This window comes from Sedimenticola hydrogenitrophicus (assembly GCF_029017505.1).
In the GTDB taxonomy this organism is placed as follows: domain Bacteria; phylum Pseudomonadota; class Gammaproteobacteria; order Chromatiales; family Chromatiaceae; genus Sedimenticola; species Sedimenticola hydrogenitrophicus_A.
Genome location: NZ_JAQGEI010000018.1, coordinates 66696 through 90189, shown reverse-complemented (window position 1 = coordinate 90189; position 23494 = coordinate 66696). Strand labels below are relative to the sequence as shown.

Genomic DNA, 23494 nt, shown 5'->3' with positions numbered 1-23494 from the left:
GTAACTTTATTTGCGTTCATTTGCGGCTCATTTTTTCCTGGGTACGGCTGAGTTAGATGGGTAATCGGGTAAATGTTTGAATGAAAGTAGGTTATGGCCAATAGCCGACGTTTTTCAATTTATTGATTAGTCCCTGTAGGGGATGCCCTTGGTTACCTGCTTTGAGCGCCATCTGTTTGGATTCAGGATACTTTTTTAGATCGAACAATAACAGTCCATAGTTATAGTAAAAATCCGGGGAGTCAGCCCCCAGTGATTCAGCCACCCTATACTGTTCCAGCGAATTATCCGCCGCTCCCGACAAGTGCAGGTGGGCCGCATAAATTGTGCGGACTTTGGAATCTTTTGGCCGAAAGCGAATGGCTCGATCGAAGAAACAATGGGGTGTGCGTTTCCAGTCCCCAAATCGCCTTATATTTCGCTTGGCGTTTTCTTTATACTTCGCCAGCCGAAAATAGCGTGACATAGCCCAGAGTGCGCGGTGGTGATTGGGGAACCGTCTCAAGGTATATTCGATGTCCCCAAACGGGTCCTCGCCGCTTGTATTGCCTTTTACTAGCGCTTCGATATAGGGCTTGAAATGGACATTTTCAACCAACTTGATCCTACTCTGCGGTGCATCGCCTGAGGGTTGCCAGTTTTTCGGATCATTATAGTCCCAGGTAAGGCCGTCATTGACCAAAGGTCCGCAGTCAATTTCCGCCGAGGAAGCAGTTGAAAGCATGACGATACTCATCATGCCGCATGCCATCAATATGAGCTGTTTCTTGTCCATGATCATTTATGCATTCATATCCATTACAGGTTTGACCGACTTATTCTCTTCCGGGTTCTCTTCCGGGGTGTCGAAAAAACTCTTTCCTTTTTGGTACATCTCTTCAACACAGTCTCGCATCCGTTGACACTCGACCAGTAGCAGACGGGTATTACCTATTCTTGACCGCTGGATAATTCCATGCCTGTCCAACTCCTGAATTAAGCGTTCTTCGCATCGCAATGCATTGGCCCGTTCACTCAGCACAAAAGCTTTTAACTCCCTTCTATTCCCCGCTTGATCTATCAATATGCCTGTCATCGGTTGCGATTCATAAAGGGAAAAAGGGAGATGCCCTGCAATCCGATCTTCGAGGTGATGCGTGAAGGTAATGCTGGAAAACGGGGTGTTGATACAAAGCACTTTTCCGTTGAGCTTTAATAGTCTATTAAATACGGAGTCTTTACCAAAGGGTTTATCATTCTGCGCCTGGCCCTCTATCAGGGCCGTGCCACCCTTGCCCCAGACCAAGATAGGGTGGGTAACACTCTGGCTTCGCTGAACCGCTCTGTTCCTTCGGAAAACCTCACTCAAGATGCCCATTTTTGACGGACTACGGCGAATATCCACGGGTTTGCCTGACTCAAGAAATTCCCTTGAGGATTGATTGTGGTAAGTCATCGATGGCATGGCCAGTAATCCCTCTTCACCCACTGTCGACTTCAAAGCTTCAATCATTTCCAAAGGGCTTCCCCGGAATCCACTGGTTGGTATCCAGGAGGCATGAACCATCAGTGCATCCCCTGCCCCAACTCCCATTTTTGTTAGTTTAGCCTTTAACTTATTGCCATCATACGAAAATAAGTATTTAATTATCAAATGCTTACAGTTTTTATATGGATCCATCACACTCTACTTTATTTCATATTCATCGGTTATAAGCTACAGTTTATGCCGAATACCTGTCATGCTCATATAATGAATTTAAGTAATAGCAGGCCACTCTCCCTTACTCTCCGACTCTATGTAACATCATGACAAGTATTAGAAATTCCCTGGCCGTCTCGTTCCTCGACAAGTATAGCTCATTGGTGTTACAGACCCTATCAACTCTGATTCTAGCCAGGTTGTTGACCCCGGAAGAGATCGGCATCTATTCTCTGGGGGCCGTTATAATCGGTTTCGCTCAAATGCTTCGGGATTTCGGGGTTTCCAATTATCTGGTTCAGGAAAAAGATTTGACCAGAGAACGCATTCGAACAGCATTCGGGGTAACCCTTTTGATAGCCTGGAGCGCTGCGACTCTGCTCCTGATTTTTAGTGATAGCTTGGCCACACTCTATGACAAACCGGAAGTTAGTACCGTTATCTGGATATTAACCATCAGTCTCTTCTTCATTCCAATCAATTCGACAGTACTCGGTTTGCTGAGGCGCAATCTCGATTTCAAAACCATCTTTCATATCAATATCAGTAGCGCTATATCACATGCAGTAACCGGCGTCTTCCTGGCCTATAATGATTTTGGCTTCGCGAGTCTCGCCTGGGCTTCTGTTGCGAGCGCCGCTACAACACTGCTTGTTGGCCTACTGAAAAGACCGGATGATTCTGAGTTTATTCCCTCACTCAAGGAGTTCAAACGCATCTTTTCTTTCGGAGCCTATGCAAGCAGCTCCTCACTTCTCTCGGAAGCCGGTTTAAGCGCACCGGATCTTACCATCAGCCACAATCTTGGATTTTCATTTTTAGGGTATTACAGCCGGGCGGTAGGTCTGGTATCGATATTCAACTACACGGTATCTGCTGCCATTAACCCCGTCATACTCCCGGCCTTTTCCAACAGTCTGCGCGAGAATCGCCCCATTAAGCAACCCTATTTAATGGCAGTCAGTTATATGTCTGTTGTCTCCTGGACTTTCTTCGGCTTTTTGACGCTATTGGCTTTACCAGTTACCAGAGTGCTCTATGGGGATCAATGGGATGATGCTGTATTGGCTGCCCAGATACTGTGTTTCGCCTTCATGATCCAGTCGGTTATCTCTTTTGCTGGCCCCGGGCTCATGTCACTCGGAATGATCAAGTATACTTTTTTCATTCAACTCATCGTTCAGACGCCCAGAGTGATACTGACCGTAATTGCGTCTTTTTATAGTATCGAGCATGTTGCCCTGGTTCAGGTCCTGTTCTATTTCTATTGCCTGGTCATTTATCACTTGATTTTACATAAAAGGCTCGATATATCCGTCGCCGACCTATTCCGTAATACATCCAAAAGTTTTGTCATCGCGTTCATTGCTAACTTGATCCCTTTCGCTATAGTTTATACTTCATTTTTTGATAACCATTTTATTATGGTGTTATCAGCTGGTATCGGATGTTTGATGGGTTTTGTACTGGGTATTTACATAACCCACCACCCATTATCCCTTGAGATTAATGCTCTCAAGGATAAACTATTCTTTTTCGTAAAAGGAATTAAAAATGAATCCTGAAAAGAAAGTTCAGAACAGTAATACCTATGACGAGATGTACGCGTCAAATCAAGAGTCTGGAGCCTATGGCTTACCTTACTATAAATCATGTTACTTCCCCCTCTACAAACATGTAAAACGGATCCTAGATAAAAATCGGGATAACAGGATTCTCGAGGTGGGTTGTGGATCAGGTGGATTCGCTCACTATCTGTTTGATACCACAAACATGATTTACCGAGGCTTTGATTTTTCAGGTGTCGCTGTTGATTATGCCAGGATGCGAACCGGCCGTTCAGATGTTTTCCATATTGGTGATGCTACCCATAAAAAGAGTTATCTCTGTGATTACGATACGATCATATGCACCGAAGTGCTTGAACATGTCGAACAAGATCTCGATATAATGAGTATGTGGAAATCGGGGACCTTCTGTATTTGCAGTGTTCCGAATTTCGACTCCCCATACCATGTAAGACACTTCAAAAATGAAAATGAAGTGATATCCAGATATGGTGATATCATCCAAATTGACTCATTGAAAATCATTAAAAAGCCGGTGATCGAGGATATTTCCCTGTCAAATAGACTCAAAATGATTCGCTGGAACCGTTATCGCCCAAAGCGATTGATTGAGCTACTTGGGCTAGGCGATTTTGACACGGTAGGTGGGTGGTATATTTTTACTGGTTACAAAAAATAACGGGGTAAGGATATTGCTCAACAAGAGTATCTGAAGCATGCATGGATGGTATCTAATAAAACCTTTTTAGGCGATCTTGTTAAGCCTTGACAGTCAAAGTAAGATATTGAACTTATATACCAAAATATAGGTGATAGTGATTTTCTAATAGCTGGACGCGAGCGTCCCATGAATGCTGTTGAGCGATGGTACGACGTCGATGTGATAACTCCATGCTGGGTTCCAGTAAGGCAAATTCAATCTTCTGCTCCCACTCTGAAGCCGAATTTGCGACTTGAATAACGCCACTGAAATAGTCATTAATACATCTCAATGGTGATGAAACTATCGGTTTACCTGTTGCCAAGTATTCTACCAATTTTAGTGGAAAAGCCACATGCCCCCATGCACCCGAATCTTTGCGGATCACTGAAGTAAGAATATCGAAATGATGGTTATAAGCTGGAATCAGGCCCCGATGGCGCTCACCTAGCAAGTGGACATTAGGTAACTCACATAATACTTTATAGGCCTCAGCATTATAGGTATCTCCAAGAAGCTCTTTGTGTTCGACCCTCCCAACAAATACCCAATGCCAGTCAGGCCGGTTGCGGACAACAGCAGCGACAACTCTCAAATCCAATTTTCGATTGAATGAGCTGATATGACCGATTCGCGGATGTGGGATTTGTCGAATGTCTTCTGGCTCGGACACATTGACATCGGCGAACAGCGCTACATCTCCACCGTTCTCTACACATTCCGCTGTAACATGATACTTTTCCAATAATACATCACATAGATGCTGAGACGATGCGGTGACAAGATTACTGGCATTGAGACATTGCTTCATGAACAATTCATTATTAGCAGTCCAAGCTCCTTGCATCCAATACATATCGTATGCATGAAAATGATTATATCGAGCATTCAACTCTTTTACATAGGGCCAGTAAATCGGATTAAAATTAGCAACAATGAAATTATCATTCCGGATACCAGCAGCTTGCCTGATATACCTGCAATAAAAGCGAATAGCAGCTTGCGTGGTTATCGGTGATTTGAGCCAGGTAGGAAATACTCTCCCCGCCCTCACTATATTAACTTTATCCATTTTCACATTATGATGAAAAAGCGTGGCCTCCTGCCAATCAAGCTGATGGCGATCCCACAGATCAAGGCATCCTGTACAGTAGTATACTGGCCACCCCATTCCCGCCAATCTTGACAGTATATGCTGCCTATTCATCCATTGGAGTTCGTCCCATGGATGGCTGGCAAAAGCAATGATTGGAATTCGAGTCATAGAAATAGAATCCTGATTACTGATATCTCTATATTTGTCGGGAAAAATGTATAATCCTTGGTAAGGCAATATGCCTTAAGTAGAGCAACTTCCCAGCTATAGATTTACTATTTATCAACATAATTCCCCAACGCTCCCTCTTTTTAAAACCCCAATCTTTCTTATAATTATCATCACCGATCAAAAAATCGATTGTAGTTATTCCTTCATGCAAAAGTAGATTTTTAATAATTTCATGGAACAAAAGGGTACCGACAGAATATTGTCGAAACTCTTCGCAATGGGCGAGTTTGAATATTGACGCTATACCATCCTTCACATACCACAGTTGAGCGGCCGCTAACTGCCCATTCAATCTAAGGATCCCAAGCCGCAACCAGCCCTCCTCAGCAGCACGCGTAGAAAACTCACGTATAAATTCAGGGTTACCTTCTTTCTTCTTCCAGCTTCTGTCATAGACCGTTTCGAAATTCCGAATTGCCTCATCGATATTCTCTCTTCCATTGATCATCTTGAAATCATAACCATCAAAGCTGGCTTCCAGCTTCCTGGATTTCCGCTTGATGGTGTTCCTTAGACGTGAAGGCAATTGGTTATAATAGTTTTCATAATCCACACTGGATAGGTCTAGTGTGTAATTATCAAACCAATAATAGGTAGTATAGGGAATCCCCAACTGTTCGCATGCTTCAATTATCCGGGAAAATGACTTACCGCCTTTATCCATCGGTCCCAACGTCATTTGATCCCATGCCCTGTTTGCTAGCAGATTGGATAGCAGGGTGCGATAAGAGGTGGGGCCGGATGGTGAATCATCAAGTTCCAATATTTCGAATAGGGAGGTGTAGTAGTTGGCAATCGGCACAATCTGATTAAACAGAAACTTTTTTCTAAAGATGACAGGAAGCACTAGCGCCAAATCATTAACATCATTTAATAGTACAGCAACCATGCCGATATCGTTTTTGCTTTTTATATACTTGAGCAGTACCTGATACCAGATATAGGCTTGTTCAAATCTCAAAACGCGGTCATTGTCTTTCCACTTACGCGCTATTTCGGGAATATCAGCTGAATCAAACGCGGTAAGCTTAAATTGAGTTATATCGCTACTCATGATTTATTGAAGTTCCAACAGATCCTCAAAAAGAACCGCAGGGGGTCTCTATCCCATGGGGTAAATCTTTGTAGAAAGTAGCGACTGCTGTTCTTGTTTACCGCCCCCCAATTGGTTGTAACCGCCGTTTTAAATCCAAGCGAAGCAATCATATTTAGATGCTCAGCATGAAAATTTTCGCCATACTTTCCATAGGGATAGGAGAAGTGCCGGATTGGTTTATTGATAATGCTCTCTATATACTCTTTCCCTTCAATAACATCGGACTGCGCATCGGTTATACCTATGTACGACATCATAGGGTGTCGCATTGTATGTGTACCGATGGTCATCCCTTTCTCTTCTGACAAGCTAATCAATTCATCTTTTGTCAACATATTTCTTGTAGTCAATGAGACGTTGCCAGTGATGACCTTCAATGTGTTGATTCTATTTTTCTGCTCTTCAGGCATAAGCGTCTTTAAGTTTTCAATCAGAAGATTCATTACATTTTGTTTATCCCGATCCGATAAAAATGGATATTTGCCCAATCCCAATTCGCTTAAATCTATCTCAGGTTGGCGCGTGGCCTTGATAATTTCAAATACTGTATCGTTCCACAACGCCCCACTACGCACTGCGTCACCAACCACATAGAATATCGCGGGCAATCCATATTTTTTTAAAATGGGAAGAGCTTCATGATAATTATCGCTATACCCATCATCAAAGGTGATTACTATTGTCCTGGGTGGAATATTACCTTGCTCGATATACCTGGCAGCCTCTTCTATAGTAACCACATTGAAAAGCTTGCTGATGATCCGCATTTGCTGATCAAACTCTTCACGATTAATACAATCCTGTCGTAAATTGTCTTTAACGGGCAGTACCTGATGATAGATGAGTATGGTAATATTGTTCCTCATCCCAAATGGCGCAATAATATGAGCTACGATCTTCAAAAGACGCCAGAACCACTCTCTGTCCGAATTGAATAACCCACTAAAACTCATAGAATTTTCCTTTATTGGACTATCCCATAATATACTGTGTGCTTGATTTGTCATCATATACTGATAGACTTCATTATTAAACAATTAGGAACGTTATTATTTACTTAAAGGGCAAAAATAAATAGATGAAGTGCCTCCTGGTTTCGAGCTTTTTCCCACCAATCAGTGGCGGTTCTGCCGTAGTTTATGAAATGCTTTGCCGGCACTCGCCCGACCATGCTGTATACGTACTAGCACCAAAAAGGCATTGTGCAACAAATGTGGAGCTCGCCTGGAGGGAATACGATAAGACAGCTCCGTTCAGTATCTTTCGGTTAAAACTACTGCGGCCACTGGTAGTTCAATCCAGGTCCAAGTTGCATTCGCTATTTTTGGCGCTTTGTTATGATCTTCCCCAGCGGCTGAAGATTTTTATCTATACCTCATTGCTCATCAAGAAATACGATATTGATGTGATCTGTATTGGCGAACTTAACTCTTTAAGCTGGCTAGGCAGCGCTTCGAAACTTTTTTATGGAACCAAGGTAATCAGTTATATTCATGGCGAGGAGGTCACCACAGAGACGAATTTTTTTCGCTATGGAAAACGTCGAGGAGAATATCTTAGAAATTCTGACGCCATTGTAGCAGTAAGTAAATTCACTAAAGAGTACCTTATTAACCGTTTCAATCTGAGCGATCCAGATATTACACTGATACCAAACGGTGTTGATTTGGACAAATTCAGTCCGAGTGAGAAACCTGACGCGCTCCTCGACCGGTATGACCTGAAAAACAGGTTCATTCTATTGACCGTGGGGCGGTTGGTGCCGAGAAAAGGAATCGACACCACACTGAAAGCCCTGCCGCTTGCCTTGCAGTCGATCCCCAATCTTCACTACATGATAGTTGGAACCGGCCCCTATGAAGATGAGCTTAAACACTTGGTTGATGAATTGGATCTGAACGACCATGTCACCCTCACCGGCCGAATCGATGAAACCGAACTGGTCGATCATTACCGACTATGCGACTTGTTTATTATGGCTAACCGGACGATGCCGGATGGGGATACAGAAGGCTTTGGTTTAGTCTTTCTGGAGGCTAACGCATGCGCCAAGCCGGTAATCGGCGGTAAGGCTGGCGGGGCCGTTGAGGCAGTTATAGACGGATATAACGGCATCTCTGTCAATGCCTTTAAGCCAGAAGAGATTGCCAAAGCGATTATCAAGATTTACTCTAATGACACATTACGTAAAAGATTAATCGACAACGGAATTGAATTTGCCAATCGCTCGAGCTTCCATAATTGTGCTTCGCTGTTTAACGAACTCTGCCTAAAGCTTTCTAATGAAAAATAGAAGGAAGGTTCTTGTAATAGCCGGTGAATTTCCACCATTAAAGACTATTGGCCGTATTCGCAGCGCCAAATTCGTACAACATATGCGTCAATTTGGTTGGCAACCGTACGTCCTGACCCAGGATTACAGCACATCGGATCCCAATTATTTTTGCGAGTTGGAGGATGAGATACCCGATGATGTAAAGGTTTTCAGAGTCAAAAATGATGTCTACGATGAATTACTGATTCAAAAAGTTAAACGTTTAGTCCATCGAAATCATATCAAAGCGAGTGAATCCACTGGCCATACGCCACACGAAAATACTCGACAAAGGCGTCATAACGATGCACTAAAAGATATTTTGCTCGATCATTTCAAGTCTTTTTTCAAAAATTGGGTGCACATTCCAGATGACTATATTATCTGGAGCAGAAGAGCGTTTACGGAGGCACTCAAAATAATAGATGAATACAACATTGACTTGGTATATACCAGCCTTCCCCCTATTAGCGCGTGCATCACTGGCTATAAGCTCAAATTGGCAACTAATTTACCCTGGATTGTTGACTACCGTGATTTGTGGACAGGTGATGTGCTTCGTGAATGGATTAATCCATTACGCAATAGCTACGAAGTTTATCTTGAAAAGAAGCTGATTAAAAAGGCGGATGTGGTTATTTCCGTCTCAGAACAGAAAACTCAATATTTGAGAGAGCTGCATTCATCTTCCCGATGTCAATGGGTAACGCTCACCAATGGATATGACAGCGATGTATTTGAACCATTTTTGAAAGAGCGGAAGCCCACGCAAGAGTTGGACGAAATCAGCTTTGTATATACCGGCAGACTCTTTAAAAACCGACGCGGCTATTCATTCGCAGAGGCGCTTGGGCAGATTTACCGGCAACAGCCTGAATGCGTAAAAAAAATTCGCGTCCATATATATGGTGGCATTTCACCTGAAATTCAGGAACGGTATAACCAGATACTCAACCGGTATGAGATCCACCATCTCTACCAATTTCATGGTGACGTTTCATACCATGATGCCATGAGGGCTCAGGTCAATGCGGACTATCTTTTGCTAATTGTAGATACAGGCACCACGTCGGATGGCGTTATACCTGGAAAACTCTTCGAATATATCGCATCGAAGCGCCCCATATTTGCACTCTGCGATTCAGGTGCTACCAAGGACATTATTGAGAAATCAAATGCCGGAGTTGTCGTACCTGTAGAGTCAGTGGAATTGTGTAAAAAAGTGTTACTTGAGGTACTGCAGCAGGATACTCCCACTACTCTCCCTGTAAATCAACCCTATCTCTCCCAGTTCGAACGTCTCACCATCAGTAAAAAACTTGCTTCATTATTTGATCAGACCGTTAAGAATAAAGCCCGTTAAATACATTGTCTGTCAAGCAGTTTTGGTGTCGAACTGATACTGTTTTTCAACAAGGTCATCCTTGAGGTAATTTTTACAGCATATTGTCAGAGCCAAGACATGGTAAGGCAAATCCCAGTACGCAAGACCTAAAAAAGCTCCCCCTGTCATGTAGGCTATCAAACTGACCTGCAGCATTCTGTTTAATTGGACTATCCATAGATCTTTCTGTATTCCACTTTTTCTGACATGTTGAATATTTCGCCGCGCACCGAACCAGATACTTCCCAATATCATCAGAAAAAGAATCAATCCTGGATAACCCAGTTCGCCAAGCACCTCAAAATAGATGCTATGGACATCGTGTACATTTTTGGGATCCGGCGCATAGATGTGGAAGACTTCCGGCTGGAACATATTGAACCCCCCCCCCGTGAACCGGTCATTGGCCACGTTGATGGCCACACTCCACGCATTGATCCTTCCCATCGCAGAGGCATCCTCTTCATAATGTTGTATCGAGGCCATGCGATCGTGCCAGGACTGTGGCAGTAGAGGGAGTGCGACCAATACGCCCAGAAGGACCAGGGACCCGATTGCCAGTTTTGATTTGCTCTTTGACCATAGAAATATTCCCGAGCAGATGAGTGCTAAAAATGCACCGCGCGATTGGGTGCCGGCAACCGATGCAATAATGAGCAGCATTGACACAATCAACGCATATTTAACCCATTTATTGCTGTACTGTTGGTATAGAAAATACCCCATGGGTAATACAATCAAGAGCGCCAAACCGATTTCATTATTGCCCTCAATAAAGGAGCCTTCCGGCCCCCAGACATGGAATGACCCCGCAGTCAAGATTGTAAATACGCCTCCTTTTATCCCATAAAAGCCAATAGATAAGAATATTGTCCATACCAATCCTATTATTTGGGTTTTTGATCTAATTATCATAACTGTCAGGAATATGATCAGTTGTATCTTGAAAAATCGCATCAACTCGATATAGGAAAAATCGCCGTAGATGGCATTTACTGAGCTTATTCCCCCCCAGACAAACATGAGTATGATGAGTACCAAAGGTAGCGCAAACCAATCCTTTGGCTTCTCCTTATAGAAGAGATAGCCGGCAACGGTTAAAGCGAAGGCAACTGCCGAAAGCGGAAGAGAATAGACGAAGCTCCACGGAACCATTCTGTGTGGGCTCATATATCCTAGCCAACTCATTAGATACACTCCGATATGGGGCGCTTGCAGTGTCTTAATACCAGCCAATATGAATAAAGTCAGTATCAGTAGCGCTTTCATACCGTGGACTGCCTCCCGCTGAGCCAGCTATTTCCGCTCTCCGGACAGAGCGTCCAGAGACGGCAATATCGAACGCCGGTAAGCCTTGCTTTAAAGACATACTGAGAGATCAGCCCGTTGCACCACGGTGGTCCCCCTTGGAAAACCTGATCACTTTGTGGACGGAGGCCCGCTATGTAGATCTGCTCACGCCCGCCCGTGGCAGTGAAGCCTGCCTGCCATAAGATCATCCCCGCTCTATAGACAAGATGAATCATGATGCTAGAATTCATTGCTCATACAAATTTCGCTAAAACTCTTTTTTATCGAACTTGATATCTCACTCCATGATAGTGTTTCGGCATATTTTCTTACCGAATCTCTGGAGGGGTAACTGCTTTTTAAACTTCGAATACCCGATACGATATCTTCTACGCTTCTTGTCTTGAGAATCAGACCCACCTCCCGATCCTGCACCACCTCCCGATTACCACCAACATTGGTAGCAATGACGGGTGTGCCACAAGCCAAGGATTCGAGTAACACATTTGCCATACCTTCCCTGCTAGAGGCGAGTACCAGTACGTCTGCTGCATTGTAGAGCTTACAAAGTTCTGATTGTGATACGTTATCCAGAAATCTGACTCTGTCACCCACTCCACTCTGTAGTGCCAATTTTTCCAGCTTATGGCGCATCTCACCCTCGCCTACTATCATAAGCACGGAGTCTGGAAGCTTATTCATCGCCTGTATGACGAGATGATGGCCCTTCAATTCGATAAGATTACCCACTGAAAGTAACACAAATTTACTCAGGTTCAATTCCTGACGAATACGGGTTCTATTGAGTGGACGAAACTTATTGAGGTCAACACCATTTCTAAATACTTCGATTTCTGACTTCTCAAGCCCCAGGCCAGCCAACTCACATTTTAGACTTTCTGACACAGCGGCTATTTTTTTTGCGCGATGAGCCGCCCATTTAATCATTTTCCGCGGAAGGTAATATTTTGGTATCAAGTTAATATCACTGCCTCTGGCAGTTATCATTACGGGTTTATCAAGCCAGTTACCGAGAATTGCGGCTGCAACACCATCAGGATAAAAATAGTGGGCATCGATCAGGTCGAAGTTATACCCTTTTCGTTCTATCTTTTTAAGCAACTGATAGGTGAACCCTGCGAGAAGTAATGGGGCGATATTCATGCCGATCTTGGGAAATACTGGATATCTTGGATGATAAATCTGGATCCCGGAATACTCCTCCTGTCTCGGAACGTTCGCGTAAACAGCATACTTTACAAATTTTTTATGCTTGAAAGGAAACCAGGGCACAGGCGCAACAACCTTTATTTCAACATCCTTATATTCATTCAATTGTCGAATCCGCTCTCCGACAAATATTCCATGTCTTGGTTGCGATGCGTTGGGAAATAGCGTGGTGAAAGTTAATACCCTCAACGCGGGCCACCAATAAGCCGTTCAAATACCGGTTTATACTGTGCGACGCTGACCGACCAATTTCTCTCATTTTCGACATAAGTACGACCGGCACGTCGATACAAACTCCATAATTCATTGGCCTCTATCATATCCACCGCCGTTTTTATTAATGAGGCTGTGTTACCCGCCTTGAACAGACGGCCATTTTCACCGTCCTTGATCAACTCCTTATGACCACCCACATCGGAGGCCAGGACCAATTTCCCCTGAGCCATGGCTTCGAGCGGCTTGAGCGGGGTCACCAGGTCAGTCAATCGCATGGAAAATCTCGGGTAGATAAGTATATCCACCAAACTGTAATACTTCTCAATATCGGCATTAGGAATTCTTCCGGTGAACAAGACCTTGTCCTGAATATTCAGTCTTTTTACAATAGCCTCGATTTGGTCCTGTTGCGGTCCGCCTCCCACTAGCAAAAGTCGCACATCAGGCATCAACTTCAGGATTTCAGGCATTGACTGTACTAAAAATATCAATCCCTCATAGGCATAGAAGGAACCAATGAACCCAAGCACGATGTTATTTTCAAGACTGAGTTCGTGCAGGAGTTCTGTGTTCTTACTCTCGCTAACTGAAAACCGCTCGATATCAACACCATTCGGTATGACGGTTATTTTTTCTTCCGGTAGCCCACGATTGATGATATCGCGCTTAAGCCCCTCGCAAATGGTTGTGATCGCATCTGCCCTTTGAAAAACATAGGATTCAAGGCTACGCGTCAATCGGTACCTGAGGCCCCATTCTCTACTCGTGCCGTGATCGACAGCTGCATCTTCCCAGAAGGCGCGACATTCATAAACCACCGGTATCCCATATTTTTTACCCGCCTGGATCGCCGCTATTCCATTCAGAGCAGGAGAGTGGGCATGAAGAATATCAGGTCTCTCCATTTCGATAACCTGATCCAGCCTTTTCCGTAAGGAGGAAACCACGACCAACTGGTTGAGAATAGGCAACTTGTCAAATTTCCGGCCGGTATGTGCGCTTCGGTAAAAAAGCAGTCCGTCAACGGTTTCTTCGTCCATTGAGTCCGCCGTATGTTTAATACTCGTAATGTGGAAGGTTGACCAGCCCATGGCGCGCTGTTGGTCAAGAATTGCCCTGCTACGGAACGTATATCCGCTGTGCATTGGTATGGAATGGTCAAATATGTGGAGAACCTTCATGTTCAAATACCGGCTAACACATTCTGAGATGCAGTAATTCCTTTCACCATTTATGTTACTTCCTGTGGCGATGTGGATTTATTGTCAATTGTGATCCAGGCCCCGGGAATCTGATTAGGCATTCAAAACACCTGATGACGGTATTTTCCTTTCGACAGGATTTTGCTCGTCTGTATTCGAATGCACTATCTGCCGCTGAAACGACTCAAACATGAGAAGGCTCCATATGGCTGCACTGTAATCACGAAGGCCTGACTGATGCTGCCTGATGAGTTGTTCGACATATTCCATATTAAATAAACCACAGTCCCTCATCGACTTACCGAGTAAATCATCTCTTACTCTTTGCTTCAGGGGACCACGGAACCACTCCGCCAATGGAACGGCGAAACCCATTTTACTTCTATACAGTATGTCATTGGGGAGATAGGGTTCCAGTGCTTTCTTCAGGATAAACTTCCCCTCCTGGCCCTTTAGTTTTAGTTCGGGGGGAAGCCCGGTTACCCACTCTACCAGTTTATGATCTAAAAATGGTGCGCGCACTTCGAGTGAATTGGCCATGCTCGCCCGGTCGACCTTGGTATGGATATCCCCCACCAGGTAAGTCTTGATATCCAAGTATTGAATCAATGACAATGGGTCCCGACTTGGGGCTTGACTGGCATGATGTCTGAACACCATCACCGCATTGTAGCCTTGCAATGATTTTTTGAGTTCGGGTGAAAAGAGATTCTCGCGCATTTCATCCGACATCAGTGAAACAGTGTGAAAATAGGCCGCCACACTATCACGTCCCAGCGCCTGCAAAGTGGTCTTAGCCCGGAGAAACCTTGGTGCCCAATCCAGCTTCGGATACCAGCTGCCCAGCAAGCCAAAAATCGGCTTGCGTAGACTATAGGGTATTAAGTTTCTGATGCGCTCCTCATTCATGTGCCATTGATGACGTCGATAACCAGAAAAATATTCGTCCGCCCCATCTCCCGATAATGCGACTGTGACCCGCTTTTTAGCCAGAGAACAGACCCGGTACGTCGGGATCGCGGAGCTGTCGGCGTAGGGCTCGTCGTAAATGTTGGCCAGCTGATCAACTAAACCAAAGTCATCAGGATCAACCTTTTCCACATAGTGGTTGGTATGACAGTGCTCGGCCACCAGTGCGGCAAACTCCGATTCATTGAAGCGGTGACTGTCGAATGCGATGGAACAGGTATTGATCGGTTCATTCGATACACTGGACATTCTGGAAACCACCGCACTCGAATCCACTCCGCCGGATAAAAATGCGCCAAGGGGAACATCCGACACCATTCGGACTCTGACGGCATCCGTCAGTTGTTCGATCAATTGGTGTGCTATCTCTTCCTCGGCGATTTTCTCATGTACCTCAAAAGCCAAGTCCCAGTATTTACGCGGAGTAAAATCCAGGTTCCCTCTGGTTAGAGTCAATGTATGTCCGGGTGGTAATTTATAAACACCCTTAAATATTGTCTTGGGGTCAGGAACATAACCCAAAGCAAAATAGTCTTCTATCGCCGTGGGGTCCATATCCTTCTTCAGCAGGGGGTGTACATAGAGGGCCTTCAATTCGGAAGAAAAGATCAGCTCACCACTCGTTACCCTGGCATAGTGAAGCGGTTTCTTTCCAAGCCGGTCCCTCGCCAGGAACAATGTTTCCCTGTTTCTGTCCCAGATGGCGAAGGCAAACATCCCGCGAAACCTTTCGACACAGGCCCTTCCCCACTCCTCCCAGGCATGTACGATGACTTCCGTATCACAATGGGTGCGGAAGATATGACCTCTGCTCTTTAGTTCCTGGCTAAGTTCTTCAAAATTATATATTTCACCGTTGTAGGTGACGACTACGCTCCCATCTTCGTTGAATAGCGGCTGCTGCCCACTGGACAGATCGATAATGGAGAGGCGGCGGTGCCCCAGACCCAGACCAGGCTCAATATGCAGCCCCCCCGCATCCGGACCCCGATGGTGCAGGGTTTCATTCATCCGGGTGAGCAGATCACGGGATATTTCCCGATTACCCGTCAGATCAAAGATACCGACTATTCCGCACATAGATTCAGTTACTTGCCAATCTATCCAGCGTCGTTTCCAGCGCCGGAATCAACTGATTAAGGAATTGCTGTTCCGAACTGAGATTATCGCTGCCAATTATCTCCCGCGGAATCGAAATGACCACCCGGGCGCTGTCTTGTCGACCGAAGGTTAATCGATAGAAGGCCTCAAGCAGCTTTCCTTTATAGCGACTTGCCGTGTAAGAGTCCCCGATACGGTACCATGTCAATACCTGAAAAGTACCCTCTCTCCCTTTGACTATATACTGATCTATCTGCAAGGGCTCGCCTTTGATCTGGATGGTGAGTTTGTTGGTATCCGTGATTCGCCATTTCTTTTCATCTTTTCCCAACAGCAGATTTTGACTGTTGATCAGCTCTGCGTCCCGCTTGCGTTGTGCATAGTGACCAATGGAGACCCGTATCCTTTCTTGTCCATTCCGATATTGACTATGCACAACCTGACTGGCCCCATTGAATTGGGGCAGCCACGTCGTGCCCGACGCGGGCACGCTTTTCCAGACGCCGAGCTGGGCCGGCAGGGCCAACGGATCAGCGGAGGTGATCTCTTGCCGGTTATCCATGGCGAAGGCCAATATCGGCCATATCGCGGCGCCCAGCAGGACCATGGAAAAGCTGGCAATGAGGCGTCCCTTGTTGACCCTGGCTGAAGATCCGGTTTCACCAGCTTTCTGTTTCGGCACCTGAAAAGTGTCACGCCAGATGGCACCGATTGCGAAAAGGATGAACATCACCAATCCAAAAAATAGCCAGCCATAAATCAGGTGGTCGACACCGGTTGCAATCTTCATGTCGCTCAGGTGGCCCAGCATGACGATAATGTAGGCACGCAGGCTATTGGCGATAATCGGCACGATTGCACAGGCAAGAATGAACATGGCCCGCTTGAATAGACGGGTATAGCTCATATAGGCATAGAGCGTACCAAGGGTTATGGAGGCGATCAGGTAGCGCACACCGCTACACGCCTCAACTACCGACCAGTCGCCGGACGGAAGTGAGAAAAACAGCCCCTCCCGAAATACCGGAATGCCGCTCAACTTGATCAGATAGACCGTCGCCGTGGCGGTGATCTCCATGAGCCCCGGGACCAGATCCTCACCCATGGGTACGGCAAAAAAGAGAAAGGCCAGCGGAAAGGCCAGGAACCAGGTGACCTGGTTTCCCAGTAAGGTCCAGATCCCGAAAATGATTAGCGAGACCAGGGCCAGTTGTTGAATGACCAGGGCATCCGCGAGATAACCGATCAGCCAGAGAAACCCTCCCCCGGCCAGCAACAGCAACGCCCGGTACTCGGGGTGCGGTACCAGCGACTTCAGAACTGAGCGCTTTTCCCAGATTAGCCACAGGGAGATAGGGGCTATGATGAATCCGTGTGCAAAGGTTTCCGATCGATACCAGATGGAGACCATGGACCAGGCGGTTTCATAAAACAGGCCGATGATAGCCGCGATCAGGAGGATAGTCAGCACCAATGCGACTGACCAGGGGGATGACTCCGAATACACTTCCCTTTGCGAGCCCATAGATTCAACCTCTACTCCCTTTTTCCGCCTCCAGCCACTGGTACACAATAGGCAAGTTCGCTTCCCAACTGAAATCTCTTTTCACGCGGACGCGGGCATCCTTTCCAAGGCCATCATACGCACCCGAAACCAGCCTGGGAATATAGGAGACAAACTCTTTTGTCGTGTTGGCCAGCAACAGCTCTTTACCCGGTTCGGCAGTGATTCCCTCAAAACCCTGATCGCTCACAATAACCGGTTTCTCCATAGCCATGGCTTCAAGAACTTTATTCTGTATCCCCCGTGCAATCCGCATCGGCGCCACGGCGGCCCTGGCGAACTGCAGATAGGGCCGAATATCTTCCACCCTGCCGATGACCTCTACCCGGTCCAGTCTGGCCAGCTGTTTCACCGCCTCGGACGGGTTGCCGCCGACAATACAAAAACGCACCTTGGGGGCAAGCCGCGTGATCTCCGGCAGAACCTTCTTTGCGAACCAGCTGACCGCATCGATGTTGGGCCAGTAGTCCATCGCCCCGGTGAACACCAAGACTTCATCTCCATCCTGATAGGGATTAACAAAATCCCCGGAAGGGGAAAAATAGTCGGTATCAACCCCATTATTATAGTAGGCGATCTTTTCATGATCGGCCGGAATCAGGCTGCGAAACATCGCCGCCTCGGCGGACGAGACAAACAGACTGGCATCGAAAACCGCTGCAAGGGACCGCTCATAGGCAAGCAGCTTGTTCGCCTCACGCCGGTACACCCAGTTCATCGGCCACTGTTTCCTCAGGGCATACTGGCGCCATTTATCTGAATCGATATCGACAAAGTCGATCACCCGTCGTTCCAGTCTGGCGAGTTGCCCGGTGACATATTGAGCCATGGCCGAAGAGTAGACCATGGCGCGGACTATCTGTTGCTCTGCCACGATACTGTCTACCCACTGGCTCATCTGTGCATCGGCATAATAGGGCAACGTCAGGGGCTGCCCCCTCAGCAGGCCGGAGATACTTTTTATCCGTGCCTTTCCGGGATTCAGATCCACAAAACAGCAGCCGTCACACAGGCTTTCCATATGCGCAACATAAGCCCAATCCTGCTGGTCATCGATGAACGCGCCCAGGTATACCCGGTAGTGTTCACGAAGATAGCGCAATAGATGATAGGAGCGGATCTTGTCTCCCTTGTTGGGTGGATAAGGGATCCGATGGCAGAGATAGAGCAGCGCCGGTTTCATTGGCACAATCAGCCTAGCTTCCTGGCCAAAAACGGGCCTATCCTGTTGGCCACAGGGAGAGGAAGTTTTTGCCACGCCTTGATAAACAACTGATATTTTGGATTGTTCGGATTGATTTCCGGAACCGCCGTGGAGTTCACCAGATAGTATTCATAATGCAGCGGTTCCGGGCTGAAACCCCAGTTTTTCTTGAAGCTGTAGGAACCCGCATCCAGCTTGCTGCGGCCATAATCAAACACCCTGATACCACGCTCTCCGCACCGCCGCATCAGCTCCCAATACATGAAATCGTTACCCTTCAGATTGCGGGCCAGGGGAATGCTGCCACCATAGTAGGGCAATACTTCATCCCTGAAATAGAAACTCATGACGCCGGCGATATCCTTGCCCTCATGGGTCACCATCAATACATCACAATCGTTACCGAAGACCGCCCTGAGCAGTTGGAAATACTTCAGCGGCATGACCGGCGTACCCAGATTCCGGACACTCTCGGAATAGATGCGGAAAAACCTGTCGCAACCGTCGACGCTTTCGCTGGCGAGTCCGGCGTTGATGCCTTTCCTGACCATGGCCCGCTGTTTTCTGGGTATTGCCTTGAGATTTTCTTCCGGATCCTGCGAGATCTCTTTCCTGAACGTGACATACAACTCCTTGACCGGCCAGCCCTGATTGGACGGCACCCGGTTTTTCAGTTCCAGAGCATCCACACCCAGGGTGTCTGCCAGCCGACAGGCAGCCATTCTCAGCACCATCGCGGATTCGTCGTCCTCGGCGATCACACCGCCATAGACACAGAAGGGGACCGAAATCAGTGAATTACCAAAGAGGACACTTTTAACATGTCCCAGCGGCAGGACACCGGTAATTTGCCCGGCCCGTTCGGTGTAGAAAAAGTATACCTTGAATCCGAAAGCCCGCTCGATCACCTCCTTCCAGCCGGATAGATGAAAAAAAGTACCGTCCGCCGCATCCTTTACAAACCGATCCCAGCGCGCATAGTTCACCCTGTCGAGTTCGTGGAGCGTGATCGCTTCACCCACAGTTTTTGTCGATTCCATTACGATAAAAATACCCGGTCCATCCTGCTCCAGTGAAAATCAGCGAACAGGCGGTTTAGCCGTTTTTCCGTGTGATGAAGATTCAGATAGTGCCTGAATCTCGTTTTAAAGCCGATGCCGTGCTGGCGAGGTTGCCCGGGATCAATCTCCCAGGGGTGGAAATAGAATATTCCCGGTTGCTGTTCCTTATTGTTCACCTTGCGCAACATAGCCCTGGAAAAAGCGTAGGGAAAAAAGCGGAAATAGCCGCCACCACCCGCCGGCAGGCGCCGGTTGAGTACATAGGATGTGGTAATCGGGATCTCGAGAAATTCCGAATCGGCTATCGGATGATAAGCAAACCTGGGCGCCGACGGCATGCCATAGTGATCATGACTTATGGGATAGATGCTGGAGCTGTAGCGATAACCGGCGCGTTGCAGTTCCTCATGTGCCCAGAGATTGTCGGCGCCTATCGAGTAACTGGGAGCGCGATAGCCCAGCACCGCGACGCCTCCGATATCTTCCAGCAGCTTTTTCGTATCGATTATCTCTTCCATGAACTCTGTTCTACTCTGATTACTCGCGCGTGTATGCCAGTAACTATGGCAGGCCAGTTCATGTCCGGCATCAACCACGGTACGAATCAGCCCGGGATAGCGTTCGGCAACCCAACCGAGAGTAAAAAATGTGGCCTTTATCCGATGACGTGCCAGTAATTCAAGAATAATCTCCATATTCCGTTCGAGCCGGCACTCCAACCCATCCCATCGGGATTTGTCAAAATGATGTTCAAATGCGGAGACATGGAAATAGTCCTCCACGTCAATGGTCATTGCATTGGTGATGGCACTCCGGGATGTTGCAGAATCGCCGGACACGATCAATTCACCGCTGCCGGGCCCAATCGATGATCACCTCGGCAATCCGCTCAGCCGCCCGCCCATCCCAGTATTCCGGTACCCTTCCCTGTTTACCGCCGCTGCCAAGCACCTCATCAACACATGTCCGGATCTTTTCGGGATCGGTACCCACAACCGTGTTGGTCCCTTCATTCACCGTAATGGGTCGCTCCGTATTCTCCCGCAGGGTGATACAGGGAACCCCCAGCGCGGTCGTCTCCTCCTGGATACCTCCGGAGTCGGTCAGGACCAGCTTGGCATGCCGCATCAAACCCAGCATTTCCAGGTAACCCTGGGGTGGCAGGCACAGTATGCGCGGTGAGTTGGTCAGGTTCTCCAGGGCGAACTCTTTGATACGTTGGGCGGTTCTCGGATGCACCGGGAAGGCTAACGGCAGCCGGTCACTGATTGATCTCAACTCAGTAAGCAGGCGCTTCAGGTTTGCCGGGTTATCGACATTGGATGGCCGGTGCAGGGTCACCAGCCCATAACCGGCGCCAAAGGGCTCAGGCACTATTTCACCACCCGCGGCCGAGAACAGGCTCATCGGCTCAATGGCCCGGTCGAGATTGTAACGCAGGGTGTCGATCATGACGTTCCCTACAAAGTGAATCCGCTCGGCCGCGATCCCCTCGCGCAGTAGGTTGGCTTCCGCGCCTCTTTCGGTGGTGAACAGCAGGTCCGAAATCTGATCCGTGAGTACCCGGTTCACCTCTTCCGGCATGCCACGATCATAACTGCGCAGACCGGCCTCCACATGGATTACCGGAATACCCTTCTTGACCGCTACCAGGGCACAGGAAATTGTCGAGTTGACATCCCCCAGCACCAGTACCGCGGTCGGCTTCAATTCCTCCAGCACCGGCTCGAACCGCCGCATGATTTCCGCGGTCTGCACGGCATGGCTGCCGGAGCCCACACCCAGGTCGATATCCGGTTCAGGAATATGCAGCTGGTCAAAAAAGGATTTTTTCATGGCCGCATCATAATGCTGTCCGGTATGCAACAGGGTTGCACCCAGGGTGTTTTCATGACGTTTAAACACCCGCATGATGGGGGCGATCTTCATGAAGTTTGGCCGTGCACCCACGACACAGAGTATATTGGCAATATTTGCAGACATGGTCAGCGCCGTCCCACTCGCCCTCTCCCCGGATTGGGGAGAGGGCACTCAGTTTTTGCGACATTCACGTCTCGACACCTTTGTGTTTGATCAATGTACTGCCGGAGGCAGTGGATTGTCATGATTTGGATCCTGCCAATGCGACACCGGAACTGAACGAACCTCTACAAGGTATGTATCAGGGTCAGGGCCAGTTTATTCTCTTCGTAGCTCTGCCCTGCCTGGTTTGAGCTGCGATCGGTATAGATGTAATTTAAGCGGAGATTGGTCTTCTGGCCCAGCCGCTGATTCAGGCCGGCCTGCAATCGCCAGGTGTCCGACTCCCGGTTGCCGGTGCCGCTCTCCTCCTGCTGGTTCCAGTTCAGGCCGACATCTGCGGACACCTTCCCGGACAGGGTTCGACTGAGAGACGCCCCTAGTCCCCTTAACGTTACCTCACGGTTGGAATCCTGGAAGGTCTGATCCGACATATCCGCGTTCAGGGTCAGACGGGTTCGGCGCCCCTCGAGAGTATAGGAGAGCGCCAGCCGTTCATCGACAAAGGTACTGGTGCCGATGGTCGCCAGGTTGCCGGAAATCAGGAACGGGTCGCCGGTGACCGGGTCGATAATTGGCTGGCCGAACTGATCGGTCACGAGAAACACCACCTGGTTACTCAACAGGGCGGTGGAGTCGGTCAGTGCGTGGGTAAAACTTGCCGTCAAGACCGAACGTCTCGATTCGTGACTCAGACTCAGCCGCTGGGTGTTGCCGAAAAACCGTTCCCCTATGCCGAAATCAAGCACGGTCCTGGCACTGGGCGTCCACGTGGCGCCGATATCCCAGCGGGATCCGTCACGGCTCGACTGAACGGAAGCGAATTCATTGGATTCATTGCCCACCGATCCGTTTATGCGCCATTGGCGGTTGATCCGGTAACCGAGCCGCAGATCCAATGAATTCAGCTCGCTCACCTCGCCCTGGTCGTTGTCGGTAGTGCGGCGGTTGGTGTCGATCCCCCAGGTTCCCTTGGCAAAGTCGCTGCCACTATCAATCGACAGATTGAACGCCTCGCTGCTGGTATCGGCAACCGTGCTTTCAGAGTGATTCAACTGATTGTAGGTATAGCGCAGTTCCATCTCCGCCAGGCCCTTGTAGCGATGCTTCAGATAGGGGCTGATTCTGTAGCTGTAGGTGGTCGTCTTGTTGCCACGATTGCTCAGGTTGTCCGTGCCCGTGACCGCCAGCGGATCGATAGCATTCTGGGTCGCCGTGGCATTGAGATCGAGGAAAACCACCCGTTCGTAAAGTTCCGCATTGGCATCCGCCTGCAGGCGTGGATTGACGGAATCGTTATTGCCGCCCTGGCTATTGATTTCAAGGGCGCCGACCAGGTCGAGGTTGGCGCGTGCCCCCCTGCCGTGCAGCGTGATATTGGGCGTCAGTATGCCGTTGACTTCGCTCTCCTTACCGGTACTGGCCAGATTGATATTATCGCTATAGACGACACTGGTATTAATACTAGCCGACCGGGTCCACTCAGCCGCGGATGCAGTCATCGACAGCAGCAGCAAGCCGGTTCCGACTATACAAGTTGAAAAAAACGATCTCCCCATACTGACCAT

General features: G+C 47.9%; 19 protein-coding genes. 4 read left to right on the top strand and 15 right to left on the bottom strand.

The features are described from left to right. Positions 1-91 precede the first annotated feature (91 nt). On the bottom strand, positions 92-781 hold the full coding sequence (locus tag O9K64_RS12825; RefSeq protein WP_275098474.1) for a tetratricopeptide repeat protein: 690 nt from the start codon (positions 779-781) through the stop codon (positions 92-94). After that, positions 782-1660, bottom strand: a complete 879-nt coding sequence (locus O9K64_RS12820; protein ID WP_275098473.1) for an AAC(3) family N-acetyltransferase — start codon at positions 1658-1660, stop codon at positions 782-784. It abuts the gene before it with no gap. Positions 1661-1788: 128 nt separating this feature from the next. Here O9K64_RS12820 and O9K64_RS12815 point away from each other — a divergent pair, with 128 nt between their 5' ends. Continuing rightward, positions 1789-3246 carry a lipopolysaccharide biosynthesis protein gene (locus tag O9K64_RS12815; RefSeq protein ID WP_275098472.1) on the top strand — a complete coding sequence of 486 codons (1458 nt, stop codon included), beginning with the start codon at positions 1789-1791 and terminating at the stop codon, positions 3244-3246. Continuing rightward, positions 3236-3928 carry a class I SAM-dependent methyltransferase gene (locus tag O9K64_RS12810; RefSeq protein ID WP_275098471.1) on the top strand — a complete coding sequence of 231 codons (693 nt, stop codon included), beginning with the start codon at positions 3236-3238 and terminating at the stop codon, positions 3926-3928. Before O9K64_RS12815 ends, O9K64_RS12810 begins: the two co-directional genes overlap by 11 nt. Before the next feature lie 112 nt (positions 3929-4040). Here O9K64_RS12810 and O9K64_RS12805 read toward each other — a convergent pair whose 3' ends face one another. The 3 genes from O9K64_RS12805 to O9K64_RS12795 are packed head-to-tail and all read right to left on the bottom strand — an operon-like array spanning position 4041 to position 7325. After that, a complete protein-coding gene (locus O9K64_RS12805) occupies positions 4041-5213 on the bottom strand; it encodes a glycosyltransferase (RefSeq protein ID WP_275098470.1) in 1173 nt (390 codons plus the stop codon). 28 nt (positions 5214-5241) lie between these two features. Next, the gene (locus tag O9K64_RS12800; protein WP_275098469.1) at positions 5242-6330 is read right to left on the bottom strand and encodes a GNAT family N-acetyltransferase; all 1089 of its coding nucleotides are present in this window, start codon (positions 6328-6330) and stop codon (positions 5242-5244) included. Beyond that, on the bottom strand, positions 6327-7325 hold the full coding sequence (locus O9K64_RS12795) for a polysaccharide deacetylase family protein (protein ID WP_275098468.1): 999 nt from the start codon (positions 7323-7325) through the stop codon (positions 6327-6329). Before O9K64_RS12795 ends, O9K64_RS12800 begins: the two co-directional genes overlap by 4 nt. A gap of 125 nt (positions 7326-7450) precedes the next feature. Here O9K64_RS12795 and O9K64_RS12790 point away from each other — a divergent pair, with 125 nt between their 5' ends. Continuing rightward, positions 7451-8665, top strand: a complete 1215-nt coding sequence (locus O9K64_RS12790) for a glycosyltransferase family 4 protein (RefSeq protein WP_275098467.1) — start codon at positions 7451-7453, stop codon at positions 8663-8665. Then, positions 8655-10049, top strand: coding sequence for a glycosyltransferase (locus O9K64_RS12785; RefSeq protein WP_275098466.1), 1395 nt, complete (start codon positions 8655-8657; stop codon positions 10047-10049). The genes O9K64_RS12790 and O9K64_RS12785 overlap by 11 nt, the downstream gene beginning before the upstream one ends. Positions 10050-10061: 12 nt before the next feature. Here the strand turns inward: O9K64_RS12785 and O9K64_RS12780 are convergent, their stop codons facing one another. The 10 genes from O9K64_RS12780 to O9K64_RS12735 all read right to left on the bottom strand — a co-directional run bounded on the left by O9K64_RS12780 (position 10062) and on the right by O9K64_RS12735 (position 23443). Further along, entirely contained in the window at positions 10062-11339 is a 1278-nt protein-coding gene (locus O9K64_RS12780) for a putative O-glycosylation ligase, exosortase A system-associated (protein WP_275098465.1), read from the bottom strand. Positions 11340-11600: 261 nt separating this feature from the next. After that, entirely contained in the window at positions 11601-12695 is a 1095-nt protein-coding gene (locus tag O9K64_RS12775; protein ID WP_275098464.1) for a glycosyltransferase family 4 protein, read from the bottom strand. Positions 12696-12775: 80 nt separating this feature from the next. Beyond that, positions 12776-13987, bottom strand: a complete 1212-nt coding sequence (locus O9K64_RS12770) for a TIGR04063 family PEP-CTERM/XrtA system glycosyltransferase (RefSeq protein WP_275098463.1) — start codon at positions 13985-13987, stop codon at positions 12776-12778. Between the two features lie 114 nt (positions 13988-14101). After that, on the bottom strand, positions 14102-16057 hold the full coding sequence (locus O9K64_RS12765; protein WP_275098462.1) for an XrtA/PEP-CTERM system amidotransferase: 1956 nt from the start codon (positions 16055-16057) through the stop codon (positions 14102-14104). A gap of 4 nt (positions 16058-16061) precedes the next feature. Beyond that, on the bottom strand, positions 16062-17549 hold the full coding sequence (gene xrtA, locus O9K64_RS12760; RefSeq protein ID WP_335342290.1) for an exosortase A: 1488 nt from the start codon (positions 17547-17549) through the stop codon (positions 16062-16064). Positions 17550-17607: 58 nt separating this feature from the next. Further along, entirely contained in the window at positions 17608-18825 is a 1218-nt protein-coding gene (locus O9K64_RS12755) for a TIGR03087 family PEP-CTERM/XrtA system glycosyltransferase (RefSeq protein ID WP_275098460.1), read from the bottom strand. Between the two features lie 8 nt (positions 18826-18833). Next, complete coding sequence (locus tag O9K64_RS12750; protein ID WP_275098459.1) at positions 18834-19886, bottom strand: FemAB family XrtA/PEP-CTERM system-associated protein; 1053 nt, start codon at positions 19884-19886, stop codon at positions 18834-18836. Further along, positions 19886-20746: an XrtA system polysaccharide deacetylase gene (locus O9K64_RS12745; RefSeq protein ID WP_335342289.1), complete on the bottom strand. Its 861-nt coding sequence runs from the start codon at positions 20744-20746 to the stop codon at positions 19886-19888. Before O9K64_RS12745 ends, O9K64_RS12750 begins: the two co-directional genes overlap by 1 nt. A gap of 7 nt (positions 20747-20753) precedes the next feature. Next, on the bottom strand, positions 20754-21890 hold the full coding sequence (gene wecB / locus O9K64_RS12740; protein ID WP_275098458.1) for a non-hydrolyzing UDP-N-acetylglucosamine 2-epimerase: 1137 nt from the start codon (positions 21888-21890) through the stop codon (positions 20754-20756). 164 nt (positions 21891-22054) lie between these two features. Beyond that, entirely contained in the window at positions 22055-23443 is a 1389-nt protein-coding gene (locus tag O9K64_RS12735; RefSeq protein WP_275098457.1) for a TIGR03016 family PEP-CTERM system-associated outer membrane protein, read from the bottom strand. Between the last annotated feature and the right edge of the window lie 51 nt (positions 23444-23494).

Bases quoted from the DNA above. Each gene is read 5' to 3' on its own strand.
- O9K64_RS12790 (WP_275098467.1), top strand. From the start codon at position 7,451: ATGAAGTGCCTCCTGGTTTCGAGCTTTTTCCCACCAATCAGTGGCGGT.
- O9K64_RS12825 (WP_275098474.1), bottom strand. From the start codon at position 781: ATGATCATGGACAAGAAACAGCTCATATTGATGGCATGCGGCATGATG.
- O9K64_RS12795 (WP_275098468.1), bottom strand. From the start codon at position 7,325: ATGAGTTTTAGTGGGTTATTCAATTCGGACAGAGAGTGGTTCTGGCGT.
- O9K64_RS12755 (WP_275098460.1), bottom strand. From the start codon at position 18,825: ATGAAACCGGCGCTGCTCTATCTCTGCCATCGGATCCCTTATCCACCC.
- O9K64_RS12810 (WP_275098471.1), top strand. From the start codon at position 3,236: ATGAATCCTGAAAAGAAAGTTCAGAACAGTAATACCTATGACGAGATG.
- O9K64_RS12750 (WP_275098459.1), bottom strand. From the start codon at position 19,886: ATGGAATCGACAAAAACTGTGGGTGAAGCGATCACGCTCCACGAACTC.
- O9K64_RS12800 (WP_275098469.1), bottom strand. From the start codon at position 6,330: ATGAGTAGCGATATAACTCAATTTAAGCTTACCGCGTTTGATTCAGCT.
- O9K64_RS12820 (WP_275098473.1), bottom strand. From the start codon at position 1,660: ATGGATCCATATAAAAACTGTAAGCATTTGATAATTAAATACTTATTT.
- O9K64_RS12785 (WP_275098466.1), top strand. From the start codon at position 8,655: ATGAAAAATAGAAGGAAGGTTCTTGTAATAGCCGGTGAATTTCCACCA.
- wecB (WP_275098458.1), bottom strand. From the start codon at position 21,890: ATGTCTGCAAATATTGCCAATATACTCTGTGTCGTGGGTGCACGGCCA.
- O9K64_RS12815 (WP_275098472.1), top strand. From the start codon at position 1,789: ATGACAAGTATTAGAAATTCCCTGGCCGTCTCGTTCCTCGACAAGTAT.
- O9K64_RS12805 (WP_275098470.1), bottom strand. From the start codon at position 5,213: ATGACTCGAATTCCAATCATTGCTTTTGCCAGCCATCCATGGGACGAA.
- O9K64_RS12765 (WP_275098462.1), bottom strand. From the start codon at position 16,057: ATGTGCGGAATAGTCGGTATCTTTGATCTGACGGGTAATCGGGAAATA.
- O9K64_RS12770 (WP_275098463.1), bottom strand. From the start codon at position 13,987: ATGAAGGTTCTCCACATATTTGACCATTCCATACCAATGCACAGCGGA.
- O9K64_RS12780 (WP_275098465.1), bottom strand. From the start codon at position 11,339: ATGAAAGCGCTACTGATACTGACTTTATTCATATTGGCTGGTATTAAG.